10 protein-coding genes are annotated in these 13,059 nt (G+C 44.6%); 8 read left to right on the top strand and 2 right to left on the bottom strand.

Going from position 1 to position 13,059, the window contains the following annotated elements; all coding sequences use genetic code 11:
* The first annotated feature begins 472 nt into the window (after window positions 1–472).
* From LEPBO_RS0119465 to LEPBO_RS0119435, 6 genes are all read left to right on the top strand, one after another.
* Entirely contained in the window at window positions 473–1,348 is an 876-nt protein-coding gene (locus LEPBO_RS0119465; protein WP_017289245.1) for an AbiJ-NTD4 domain-containing protein, read from the top strand.
* A gap of 739 nt (window positions 1,349–2,087) precedes the next feature.
* Entirely contained in the window at window positions 2,088–3,131 is a 1,044-nt protein-coding gene (locus LEPBO_RS0119455; RefSeq protein ID WP_017289244.1) for a D-alanine--D-alanine ligase family protein, read from the top strand.
* 21 nt (window positions 3,132–3,152) lie between these two features.
* Entirely contained in the window at window positions 3,153–4,523 is a 1,371-nt protein-coding gene (locus tag LEPBO_RS37595) for a serine hydrolase (RefSeq protein WP_017289243.1), read from the top strand.
* Between the two features lie 48 nt (window positions 4,524–4,571).
* The gene (locus LEPBO_RS0119445; RefSeq protein ID WP_017289242.1) at window positions 4,572–5,528 is read left to right on the top strand and encodes a methyltransferase domain-containing protein; all 957 of its coding nucleotides are present in this window, start codon (window positions 4,572–4,574) and stop codon (window positions 5,526–5,528) included.
* 40 nt (window positions 5,529–5,568) lie between these two features.
* The gene (locus tag LEPBO_RS0119440; RefSeq protein ID WP_017289241.1) at window positions 5,569–6,465 is read left to right on the top strand and encodes an MBL fold metallo-hydrolase; all 897 of its coding nucleotides are present in this window, start codon (window positions 5,569–5,571) and stop codon (window positions 6,463–6,465) included.
* Entirely contained in the window at window positions 6,458–6,883 is a 426-nt protein-coding gene (locus LEPBO_RS0119435) for a DUF2358 domain-containing protein (protein WP_017289240.1), read from the top strand. The genes LEPBO_RS0119440 and LEPBO_RS0119435 overlap by 8 nt, the downstream gene beginning before the upstream one ends.
* Here LEPBO_RS0119435 and LEPBO_RS0119430 read toward each other — a convergent pair.
* On the bottom strand, window positions 6,878–7,924 hold the full coding sequence (locus LEPBO_RS0119430; protein ID WP_017289239.1) for a glucokinase: 1,047 nt from the start codon (window positions 7,922–7,924) through the stop codon (window positions 6,878–6,880). The genes LEPBO_RS0119435 and LEPBO_RS0119430 overlap by 6 nt on opposite strands.
* Window positions 7,925–8,030: 106 nt before the next feature.
* Here LEPBO_RS0119430 and pdxH point away from each other — a divergent pair, with 106 nt between their 5' ends.
* Window positions 8,031–8,672: a pyridoxamine 5'-phosphate oxidase gene (pdxH, locus tag LEPBO_RS0119425; protein WP_026148769.1), complete on the top strand. Its 642-nt coding sequence runs from the start codon at window positions 8,031–8,033 to the stop codon at window positions 8,670–8,672.
* Window positions 8,673–9,111: 439 nt separating this feature from the next.
* On the opposite strand, the gene LEPBO_RS0119415 is transcribed toward pdxH, so the two are convergent.
* The gene (locus LEPBO_RS0119415; RefSeq protein ID WP_017289235.1) at window positions 9,112–10,233 is read right to left on the bottom strand and encodes a site-2 protease family protein; all 1,122 of its coding nucleotides are present in this window, start codon (window positions 10,231–10,233) and stop codon (window positions 9,112–9,114) included.
* Window positions 10,234–10,686: 453 nt separating this feature from the next.
* Here LEPBO_RS0119415 and pbpC point away from each other — a divergent pair, with 453 nt between their 5' ends.
* Window positions 10,687–12,990, top strand: a complete 2,304-nt coding sequence (gene pbpC, locus LEPBO_RS0119410) for a penicillin-binding protein 1C (RefSeq protein WP_017289234.1) — start codon at window positions 10,687–10,689, stop codon at window positions 12,988–12,990.
* Window positions 12,991–13,059 lie beyond the last annotated feature (69 nt).

The following is a 13,059-nucleotide window of genomic DNA, read 5'->3' as shown; positions in this document are numbered from 1 at the left end:
GTACATAATATTTTATTTATTGATTTAGCAATTAAGCTCTTTTGCTCAGACTGTTTGGATTAGTACAATCAGATTCTACAACTGGAAATTTCCTTTATTAGAAAAATGCTCCCTCTGCTCTTACTAGAATTAAGGCTAGAAACAGAGGGAGCATTTCAAGTTGAATAAGTATCAGTACTCACTATCTAGTCCTAATCGCTTAAATAAGCTACTAGTCAAGAGACTAAATTATTATGACTTCCTTCGATTGGATGGACTCTATTACAGTCCTCATTTATTCAAGCGTAAACCAGATCTAACATACTTAGAAGTGTTCATTTTTAGCTTTGGAAGCTTACCAAGCAACTTGTAGAAATGACGGTTATCCGTACTAGGTTCATATATTAATGATTAGTACAATCGCACCTAAGATTCTCAGACCTTATGAACAGATATCCAGAGTACGTTATAGGTTGCCCTAAAGATTAGAATTATGCTTTTCTCTCAAAGACATGGATTTACATCGCTACGTAAGCAACTTCAGCTAGAAGATATAGATCAAGATCTACGTAACTGCCTTTGGAACGCTTTCAAGATTTCCTACTGGGATCGAATTGAATCTGCAAGTAGCGGTTATGTCACTTATGATTCAGTAAAAAACTCAACATTTAAGGTGTTAATTTATGCATACTGGCATTCCTTTTTTAAGAAACCTGTGGACAGTCTTCCAGAGCGCTTATCCAGCGCGTTGTCACTTCTTCGCGAATATTTCTTCTCATGTCCCTGGTACCGTGTATATGATTTTATCGAGTTCACGATTGCTCATCCTAAGTTTCAGTACCTAACACCTGATTTCCCAGATATCTGCAACAAAATACTAGAAGAGGAAAATGCTGGATACAGAATTATTGCTGGGCATGTAGTTGCTATCATAGCATCTACTGAAGTAGAAGCTGTAGAACAGGCTTTAGCAAGCAGCGATGCTTTTTCAGGAGCGAGAATTCATCTTGAAACGGCTGTGAAACTCTTAGCCGATCGCAATAATCCGGACTACCGGAACTCAATTAAAGAGTCAATTAGTGCAGTTGAATCTGTCTGCCAAGTAATCACCGCTAACCCTAATGCAACTCTTGGAAAAGCACTAGGCATTCTGGAGAAACAAAAACAGCTACATGGATCGCTTAAAGAAGGATTTTCCAAGCTCTATGGATACACTAATGATTCAGATGGCATTAGGCACGCGTTACTTGAAGAGCCTAACGTTAGTTTTTCCGATGCCAAGTTTATGCTTATAGCCTGCTCAGGTTTCGTTAACTACTTGATTGGTAAAGTGGCAGAACTTAGAATAGAACTAGAAAAGGACAACTAAATTTTGTAGCTTCTGCATACTGAACTTGTAGTGATTTGTAGTCGTAAGCTTCTGTTCTCGTGAGGACATCGTCACCTAATTATGCATCACCACTAAAATCAACGCAGCCTTACTGTTATAGTCTTGTTCAATTTGACTCGCTACCTTTTCAGCAACTTCTTGTGAGAGATAAGTACTAAAGTCATATTTATCACGTTCTGTTTCTGATAAACACAATATAGACCCTTTTCAAAGCGAATACCTAGGGTGCATTCGCTTCTGACTTGCTTAGGAAGCATGTATGACTTCATAGCGGTGTCAGATGATCGCAGTGAGGCTTTCTGCCTTTTTGGTCACTTTAAGGATTTATTAAAATTCCCTGATGGGGTTAAGGAGTAGGTCACTCCGTCAATTTCGCATCTGAAAATAATTGGATTAGAACGTTTCTTCTTTTCCGATCTCGGTAACTTGCGCACCACTATTTCGTAAAAAAACTTTTCTATTTGCCTTACAATAAAGCGCACAAATTGAAGGCTGATTGATAAAAGTATCGAATTTTCAGGATTTCATGTTCATATGGGTTTAGTTCCCTTTGCCCCTGTTTTCAATTGTGAAAACTCTACTGTGCACAAGAGCAATAGAAAACCGCAGGTCTCAATCAAAGCGCTATTACATTATAGATTCCAATAGATTTCATCGGATGCTCTAGACGGAGTTGCCTATATGATCTAAAGTCCATAGAAATTTGGAAATTCAGATCATGACAAAACTTAAGGTAGGATTGCTGTTCGGTGGGCGTTCTGGAGAACATGAAGTGTCGATCGCATCTGCTCGATCGATTGCCCAAGCCTTGAGTGATCCCGCTAATGTGGAGAAATATGATTTGATGCCGTTCTACATTCAGAAGGACGGGCAGTGGCGATCTCCGGATATTGCGCGATCGGTGCTGGAGTCTGGGGCGCTGGAGTGTGACGATCAGGCGACGAATCTCTGGAAGTTTCCTATTGAGGCAGAACAGGTCGATGTTTGGTTCCCGATTTTACACGGGCCAAATGGAGAAGATGGCACAATTCAAGGCTTATTGACATTGATGCAAAAGCCGTTCGTCGGATCAGGGGTGATGGGATCTGCGGTCGGCATGGATAAGATTGCCATGAAAATGGCGTTTGCTGAGGTGGGACTGCCGCAGGTGAAATATCTGGCAGTGAGTCGAGCAGAGGTATATTCCAATCCTTGCGTCTTTCCTAAATTGTGCGATCGCATTGAATCGGAACTGGGCTATCCCTGTTTTGTCAAACCTGCGAATTTAGGATCGTCGGTGGGCATCTCGAAAGTTCGCACACGGGCAGAATTGGAAGCGGCTTTGGATAGTGCCGCGAGTTATGATCGACGAATCATTGTTGAAGCAGGCGTAGTTGCGCGAGAAGTGGAAGTGGCAGTGCTCGGCAATGATCAAGCCAAAGCTTCCGTTGTGGGTGAGATTACCTTTGATAGTGATTTTTACGATTACGAAACAAAATACACAGCGGGTAAATCTTCGCATACAATTCCAGCGAATCTGCCCGATGAAGTCGTAAGTTTGATCCAGGAACGCGCTTTGCAGGCGTTTCATGCGATCGATTGTGCAGGACTCAGCCGGGTCGATTTCTTTTATGTCGAATCGACTGGAGAGGTCTTGATTAATGAAATCAATACTCTGCCTGGATTTACTGCAACCAGTATGTATCCGATGATGTGGGCTGCATCGGGAATTCCTTATCCAGAGCTAGTCGATCGCTTGATTCAGCTTGCATTGGAGCAATAAATACGCTGGAGGTGTGAATCCATGAAACGAAAATTTTTGGTCGTCATTCTTGTCCTTTTCGCTTGCATTGGAGGAACGATGTCCCACGCTGGAGCCACACCTTCAAATCAGCAAATTCTAGCCATTCTCAAACAACGAGTTGAACAGGAAAAACAAATGCCTGGAATCGTTGTTGGAATCATCGATCGCAAAGGTCGCCGTCTGATTCAGTACAGCCTTGCCGATTCAAAAGTAGACGGCGATACTCTCTTTGAGATTGGTTCGATTAGTAAGGTCTTTACAGCGATCGCGCTAACACAGATGGCAGAGCGGGGAGAGCTAAAACTTGATGATCCGATTTCTAAGTTTCTCCCAGTCAAAACGCCAACTCGAAACGGTAAAACAATTTCGTTGTTGAATCTAGCAACGCATACGTCTGGTTTACCACGCTTACCGGATAATCTCGCTCCCAAAGATGAGAGCAATCCCTATGCAGATTACACTGTCGAGCAACTTTATACTTTTCTCCGAAACTATCAACTCACGCGAGATATCGGCACACAGTACGAGTACTCGAATCTAGGAGCAGGTTTACTGGGTCATATTTTGAGTTTGAAAGCAGGCGTGAACTATGAAACCCTAATTAAAACTCGGATTGCTCAACCTTTGAAGATGAATGATACGACGATTCAACTGACTCCAAAGCAGCAAGCTCGTTTTACGAAAGGACATAATACCTTTGGTAAACCTGTTTCTTATTGGGATTTGCCAACCTTAGCAGGAGCGGGAGGATTGCGATCGACGACGAATGATCTTTTAAATTTCTTAGCTGTAAACCTACAATTGCAACCCTCTGCGCTGAATGCCACTCTGCAAAAAACACATGTTCCTCAACATTCGACACCAACGCCAGAGATGCAAATCGCGATCGGGTGGCATGTTCTCAACCACAAAGGAACAGAAATCATCATGCATGATGGTGGGACAGGTGGATTTCGCAGCTTTATTGGCTTTGTGAAGAACAAAGGAATCGGTGTAGTCGTCCTCTCGAACTCTGAAAATGATATCAATGACATTGGATTGCATCTTTTAGATGAGCGCATTCCTTTAGCAAAGCGTGAAGCGCCAAAGCAACGAAAAGCGATCGCAATTAATCCCAAACTATTAGATGCTTATGTGGGTCGCTATCAATTGGCTCCGGATTTTGTGCTTGCGATTACGAAAGAGCAAAATCGCCTGTTTCTACAAGCAACAAAGCAACCCAAGGTTGAACTGTTTGCAGAAACAGAAACGCAGTTCTTCATTACAGAACTGGATGTTCAAGTTACGTTTGTTCGCAACCCACAAGGTAGTGTGAATCAACTGATTTTGCGCCAAAATGGGCAGAATCTTCCGGCGAAAAGACTAAATTAACAAGGATTGCGGTAGATTATTGCAGGTCAATCACCGGAAAACTTCGCTATGAATCGTGAAATGCAAGTCAAATTCTCCAAAGTTCTTCGGTACTTGCGCTATTACCCCCAAGATTTGTGGCGAGTTTTGCAATTTTGGGTTGTTCATCTTTTGAAAAAGCGAGATGAGAGCAACCACACCTATGTAAAGCATCTCTATCAGTATTTTTTGAAAAAGCGCGATCGCCAATCTGATATCGATTTCTACACAGCACAACTCGATCAAGGTAAAGTCTCGCGCTTAGGTCTGCTATTTTCTTTTTTGATGATTCCTGCGAGCTGGGAACAAAAGTTCTTTCACACTCAGGGGAACTATGCGCATCATCAAGCCCGACTAGCATTGATTCAAACTACACTTCCTGAGGCTGAGAGAATTTTGGATCTCGGAGGAGCAGGTCTTGAGCCACAGGGAAGCTTACTGACGATGGGCTATCCGCATTGTCCTAAGCAAATTGATATTGTTGATTTACCGATCGAGCAACGTTTCTTTCAGTCAGACGTACCTCTGATTCAGCAATATACAACCGAGAAAGGCACTCAGATTTATTATCACTACATCTCGATGACCGACCTTTCGACGTTTGCAGATCAAACATTTGATTTAGTGTGGTCGGGACAGAGCATCGAGCATATTACGCAAGCAGAAGCAGATCGGGTGATTCAAGAAGTGCATCGAGTCCTCAAACCAGGCGGATACTTTTGTTTAGATACTCCAAATCGTCAGCTAACTATCTTGCAAGTTCGGCAAGGCTTTATTCATCCAGAACATAAGTTTGAGTATACGCCGAGTGAATTAGCTGAAAAATTAAGCGATCGAGGATTTCATGTCATTGAGCAAAAAGCAGTTTCTCCAATGCCGATGAGCTATGAAACTGGTCGATTTAGCCGATTAGAATTGATTCATGCGATTGGCTTGGGAGATTTGCCAGAGTTAGGATACTCGTTCTATCTCAGCAGCCGAAAATAGAATTCGCTATGATCGAAGATACTCTTTGAAAGGGTCAACTATGGCTCATTTAGCAAATCGGCGATCGCAAAACGTTGCAGGCGATTTTTACGTTGATAGTTCTTGTATTGATTGTGATACTTGTCGATGGATGTCACCAGAGATTTTTTCGCGCGAAGGCAGTCAATCGATCGTGTTTCATCAACCATTGAATGAAACGGAACGGCTCCATGCCATGCAAGCTTTACTTGCTTGTCCGACAGGTTCAATTGGAACGGTTGAGAAACCGACAGATATTAAATTTGCACAAGAAAGCTTCCCAATTTTAGTCGCTGAAAACGTCTATCATTGCGGCTATCATGCGGAGAATTCTTTCGGGGCTGCTAGCTATTTGATTCAGCGTCCTGAGGGGAATGTTTTAGTTGATTCTCCAAGGTTTTCGCCACCGCTAGTCAAGCGCATTGAAGCAATGGGTGGAGTGAAATATCTGTATTTGACGCATCGAGATGATGTAGCGGATCATCAGAAGTTTCGAGATCATTTTCAGTGCGATCGCATTCTCCACCGTGATGAAATCAATCCCGGTACTCAAAGTGTAGAAATTCAACTCACTGGAACAAAGCCCTTTCAGCTTGATTCTGAACTGCTGATCATTCCCGTTCCAGGTCATACTAAGGGACATACTGTTTTGCTGTACAAGAATCAGTTCTTGTTCTCTGGCGATCATTTAGCTTGGTCAGCAAAACTCAATCATTTGGTTGGTTTTCGAGATGTTTGTTGGTACTCTTGGGATGAGTTAAAGCGATCGATGCAAAAGCTCAGTGAGTATGACTTTGAATGGGTACTGCCTGGACATGGAAGACGGTATCACGCCGATCGAGAAACCATGCACCAAGCGATGCAAACATGCTTGAATTGGATGGGATTGAATCAAGACACGGGGGACTGGGATGATTGAACAAGAGCGGATTGACGAGATTATTCAGACATTGAAACAAGACTTACCCACCTTGTTTGAGAAAGATATTACCTATGACATTTACAGTTCTGATATCTTTTTCAAAGATCCCGTCAATACGTTCAAATGGAAGTTCAATTACCGAATTATCTTCTGGACATTGCGCTTTCACGGGAAGCTATTTTTTACAGAACTCTTCTTCGATCTACATAAGGTTTATCCAAAAGACGAATCGACGATCCTAGCAGAATGGACAGTTCGAGGAACTTTGAGAGTTCCCTGGAAAGCGCAATTGTTCTTTAATGGCACATCAACTTACAGTGTGAATTCTGAAGGGCTAATCAACAATCATTTAGATACTTGGGATCGCCCTCCAGGTGAAATTCTCAAACAGTTTTTTCAGCGGGGTGAATCATAACCTTGACGCACAAAGGGCGGCTCCAATCAAGCCGACCTGTGGATTGAGCACGATTTGAATGGGAACTTGTTCCATCAGCGATCGCATTCTTCCTTTCAGTTGGAACGATCGCACAAAGCTTCCTTCTTCCATCAAGGGCAACACTTTCGCAGCAATTCCACCTGCAATGTATAAGCCACCATAAGGAAGCAATTTCAAAGCTTGGTTGCCTGCCTCTGCACCATAGGCATCAATGAACATTTGCATGGTTTTTTCAGACAGATGATCGCGCTGTTCTAATGCGGCTTGAGAAATGGCAGCAGCCGGATCAACGGTTTTTTCTCGTCCAATTTCCGAATTCCAAGTATGCATAATCTCTGCAATCTCTGGAGATTCTTTAGCAAAATCGCGATCGCGCAAAAATTGATAAATGGCAATAATGCCTTGTCCTGAAACAATGCGCTCGACCGAGATGCGTTCAATATTTAACTTATCCAGTAAGTAGCGCGACATCTGAAATTCTAATTCCGTCCGAGGCGCAAAATCGGCATGTCCACCTTCAGATTCAAACACTTGATAAGCCGTGCCATCATGCACTAAATAGCCCTGTCCTAAGCCCGTTCCTGCCCCAATCACAGCAATCGGAGCGTTTTCCTTCGGCTGACCTTGCTGTAAGACATGCAGATCTGTCGGCTCTAAGGCGAGAATCCCATAACCGATCGCGGCAAAGTCATTAATCAGGGAAACTTTCGGAATCGAGAGTTGTTCAGATAAGCGATCGCCTTCTAACATCCAGCCAACATTCGTGACTTTACTGGTATTGTTCACAACTGGACCAGCAATTCCAAAACAAGCCTTTTCTGGCGCAAATGATTGTCCGGTTGCCTGCTGTGCTTCTTGCAAGAATTTTTCCACCATCGGCACGAGATCAGGAAAGTCACGACTGACATAGCGTTGCTCAAATAAGCTACTTTTCGCTGTTTCCGTCTGATCTACTTGAGCTTCCACCAGTCGCAAAATTGTTTTCGTTCCACCAATATCGCCAGCTAATAACAGCGCCATTTTTACATTACTCTCCGATCGCAACCTTTTTAAGTTATGCCAGATCGATCGCTTTTTGTGATCTCCCAGGCGAATAGAATAGAAAATGGCGCATAAAAAATAAACGATGATGTCTTCGATTGCGGATCTCAGAAAGGATTACACCAGAGAAACCTTGAACGAAACGGATGTTGATCCGAATCCTTTTCAACAATTTCAACACTGGTTTGATCAAGCGGTGAAGGCAGAGTTGCCAGAGCCGAATGCGATGACTTTGGCAACTGCCAGCAAAGATGGCATTCCTGCGGCTCGAATTGTGTTGTTGAAAGCCGTTGACGATCTCGGTTTTACTTTTTTCACGAACTACAACAGCAACAAAGGAAAAGAGTTAGAAGCGAATCCTCAAGCAGCTTTGGTGTTTTTGTGGACAGAGCTAGAACGCCAGGTGCGAATTGTCGGCAGCGTTGAAAAAGTGTCTGCTGAAGAATCGGATGGCTATTTTTTCAGTCGTCCGCACAACAGTCGTTTGGGAGCTTGGGCATCGGAGCAGAGCGAAATTATCCCGAATCGGGATGTTTTGGAGCAGAAATTAGCGGCGTTGAAAGTGGAATATGAGAGCCAGGAAGTACCGCGTCCGCCGCATTGGGGCGGATTTCGAGTGATTCCACGCGAGATTGAATTTTGGCAAGGCAGACCAAGTCGATTGCACGATCGCTTACTCTACTGTCGTCAAGGAGATCATTGGACGATCGAACGGATGTCTCCTTAATACAAGAATGCGATCGTGGCTCAACGCTAAAATTAAGAGCCACGATCGCAAGTCTCTCTATCGTTCTAAGAGGATGTTTGAAAAGTATCGTTTCTGGCACTCACCCGCGCCTCGACTGGAAGTCGGGGCTAACGGTACGAAGTCCTTTGAAAAGGACTGGAAACTTGATGCTGAAAGTCTTTTAGTCCCTTGAGTGGACTTGCTTCTGTTAGCCCAGATTTTCAATCACGGGCGGGATAGCAACGAGAGCGAAGAAACTTTCTATACTTTTAAAACATCCTCTAAAGCGTTCTGAGCAAAAGGATTCAGCGTTTCCAATACGTTGCATCGGCTTCTGCTATCAATGGAGTGTAACCTTTTGCCTGACGATGAACTTGAGGCATTCCAGTCTGATTCATCTTCTCATTCAGCAATGCCTGCTGTATGTTTCAATCTGAATCTATGCCGGAGCAGCATAGGCTCGATTCTGAAGCAGATTCACGATCGCAGTTTTTTCGAGCAAGCCCACTAAGATATTGTTTTCTTGAACAACGGAAAGTGCAGTCAACTTGCGTTCTTCCAACAAGGTTGCCACTTCTGACAAGGGACGATCGCTCTGTACCATGAGAGATGGGTCAAGCGGTTTTACGAGGGTTTGAACCAAAGTTTCAGACCACAGATCACTCGGAATCGCTTTCAAATCCTCGATGGAAAGCGTACCCAGCAGTTGACCCTCTGCGTTTGTGACTAAAAATTTCTGCCACACCCGCTGATCCAGAATCCGCTGATCGGCAAACTCTCGTAATGTTGACGAAGCAGTGACAACTGGGCTATTTGTGCTGACGGCATCGGATGCTGTCAGCCCTGCTAAGCGATCCAACACCACGCCATACTGAGCAGCTTGGCTAGCATTCTGAAGCAAGAACCAACCAATTAAGATATTCCAGAAGTTCAGCCCACCGCCAAATACTACTAGAGGCAGAAGTCCCGATGCGATCGCTAACCAACCGATCAATTGACCGACCCGACCCGCAACCTTCATCCCCTTGTAAGGGTTGCCTGTCACTTTCCAGACCAAAGCTTTCAAAATGTTGCCGCCATCCAGCGGCAAGCCTGGAATCAGATTAAAGAGCGCTAACGCTAAGTTAACCGAGACCAATACGCTCAGGATTGCGGCGGGTGCTCCAGATATTCCCGTACCAACTGCCAAAAGGGTTGCCAAACCAGCAAGGAGCAAACTGACTAAAGGCCCTGCGATCGCAACTTGAAATGCTTCAGCGGGAGTTTGCGACTCTTTGTCTAAGCTCGCTAATCCCCCGAATAGGAACAACGTGATCGATTTGACACCCACACCCTGCTTCAGCGCCACAAAGCTGTGACCGAGTTCATGAGCCAGCACAGAACCAAACAATAGCAGTGCTGTGAGCAATCCTAATCCCCAAGACAGCCCAGAAGGCAAATTGGGAAATTGGGCTGCCAGTCCTGAGCCATAACTAAAAGTGACTAAGCCCAACACCAAAAACCAGGATGGGTTGACATAGAAAGGAATTCCAAACAAACTGCCGACACGAATGTTATTCATATCGGGTACCTCCGATATAGCAGACGATTTTGATCGCCCTGGGTTCTGTCTTCTCTAATGTAACGAAGTGTAAAACGCTTTTTAATTTTTCCATTGCCGTAATTACCGTCTTCTTCGGGTTCGTTTACACCACAGCGATATGAAGAGACATGGATCGAACTCTGGAAGTTTGCACGCAGAAATCTTCTGAAGGAAACTTAAGGTCATAAAGGCATATGCAACTTCAGTAAGCATATTTCGGAATCCGCAGCAGCACCTTAATACCCATATGCTTGTGTCGTCCGCGATGCTCTCACACAACTTTCTCTGTCGCTTCTCTGTCGGGAATTTTCAAGTTCTTCCCGTTGCTTGGTGTAGTTATACGATCGATGCAACGATAGATAACTTGTCCTTGACGTTGCTGGTTCCATCTCATTTAATAGCAATTTAAGGGCTGGGAGTCTTCTACATCTCATGAGGAACCGCCGATTTTTCTCTACTAAACGTCGCTCCTACTTTACGATCGTCATCGTTTTGATCCTCAGTGGCATTCTTCTACGATCGCTCCCCTATCTCGCGCCGATTCGAGCTTCTGACATTGCCCAAAACGATCAAGCCATCGAATTCCAAGACCGCAATGGTTTGCCGTTAGGAAGCTTGCTCACTCGCGATCAAGACCATACTGCGGTTATTTCGCTCAACGAAGTTTCACCGAATTTGGTTCAAGCTATTCTAGCGGCGGAAGATCAAGGATTTTATCATCATGGAGCGGTAGATCTCAAAGCAGGGATTCGAGCGATCGCAGAAGCAATTCAAGCGCGTCGCATTGTTAGCGGTGCTTCCACAATTACGATGCAGCTTGCACGAATGCTGGAACCAAGCCCGCGTACAGCTTGGGGAAAGATTCAGGAGATTTGGCTGTCCTGGCGGTTATTTGCCGGAATGAGTAAAGATGAAATCCTTCAGGCATATCTCAATCGTCTACCGATGGGTGGCAATATTTATGGGGTAGAAGCCGCAGCAAGAGTTTATTTCGGTATTCCAGCGCGGGATTTGAATTTAGCTCAGGCGAGTCTATTAGCAGCCTTACCGAATGATCCGAATGATCTCAATCCCTATGAGCATTGGGAGCATTTGAAGAAACGACAGCAGTATGTGTTGGATCGGATGGTGCAGGATTGTTACATTACTCAAAGTCAGCGCGATCGCATCTTTGCTGAAGCAGTAAAGCTACAACCTCGGCAGCAAGGCATTCTCGCTGCACCCCATTTTCTATTTTGGAGTGCCAATCAATTGCCCAAAAACCATCCCGCTCAAATTCGGACAACGCTTGATTTACCTCTTCAGCAATTTGTAGAAGCGCAAGCTCGGCAAGTCATTGAGACTCTAGCAAGAAATAATGTTCATCAAGCAGCAGCGATTGTTCTTGACAATCGAACCGGAAATGTTTTGGCGTATGTTGGTTCGATCGATTATTTTGCTGCCTCGCAAATGGGACAAAATGATGGCGTACAAGCGCTACGTCAACCCGGTTCAACGCTCAAACCCTTTCTCTATCAACTAGCATTAGAAAAACGAATCATTCAACCGAATACAGTGCTAGCAGATGTGCCGACGCATTATGCTATTCCAGGAGCAAAGCTCTATAGTCCAACTGACTACAGTGAAACGTTTCAAGGCCCAGTTCGTGTGCGCATTGCTTTAGCAAACTCCTTAAATGTGCCAGCGGTGCGAGTGTTAGAAAAAGTGGGAGTCGCGATATTTCTCGATCGATTGCATCAATTGGGTTTTGCTCATCTGAATCAATCGCCTGACTATTATGGCTTGGGACTGACTTTGGGAAGCGGTGAAGTTAGCCTTTGGGAATTGGCACAGGCGTATTTATTGATGGCAAGGCAGGGACAATCAACCCTGCTTCATCCTCAGTCCTATAGTGCTTACTCGACATCAACTTGGTCACTGATTACGAATATGTTGAGCGATCGATATGCGCGTGCCAGATCCTTTGGCGTCGATTCGGTGCTGAGTTTGCCGTTTCCGGCAGCCGTAAAAACGGGAACTTCATCGGACTTTCGAGATACATGGACGGTTGGGTTTACAACAGACTATACGGTTGCAACCTGGGTTGGTAATTTCAATGGTGAACCGATGCGCCAAGTTTCGGGTGTCACAGGTGCTGCACCCCTTTGGAGCCGCATTATGCTCCATCTCCATGAACATCGAGAACCTGCTGCTTTGCCATTGCCTAAGGATCTGGTGCAACGTCCGATCTGTGCGCTGTCAGGATTGCGTCCCACGGCTGTTTGTCCCACGATCGTGCAGGAATATTTCTATCCTGAAGATCTCACAACGTATCAACAACATCCAGATACGTTTTATCAAGCCATTTCAAACGATCAACAGCAGTATCGCCTGAATTTGCCAGCAGAATACAATGAATGGCTCGCGATGCAACAAGAACCGATACTGTCTCCTGGCACGTTAAGAATCATTTCTCCGCGCAATGGCGATTATTTTCTAGTCGCGCCTGAGAGGGGATCAGGTCAGAACTTGCAGTTTAGACTCGCTGAAGTACCCAAACAGCCTGTAGAGTGGCGGCTCAATGGCGAGAAGATTGCTACTCAAACCTCTAATACGTTCTTTTGGAATCTACGAGCGGGCGATTGGACATTGCAAGCTCGGAGTGGAGCCTCAACAGATCAAGTTCGCTTTCAAGTGGGAGTGGCAGAGAAACCATCGACTCGTCGGGGATTTTCCCTCACTGAAGCGAGCCGTTAGTTAAGAATTATAGGAATTTCAGCAATTCCTCGATCGCGATCAGCTACTAAAGAAATAGCAATCGCTGCT

This window comes from Leptolyngbya boryana PCC 6306 (genome assembly GCF_000353285.1).
GTDB lineage: Bacteria > Cyanobacteriota > Cyanobacteriia > Leptolyngbyales > Leptolyngbyaceae > Leptolyngbya > Leptolyngbya boryana.
Note: the sequence above shows the minus strand (reverse complement) of the source record. Positions and strands in the feature narration are given on the sequence as shown.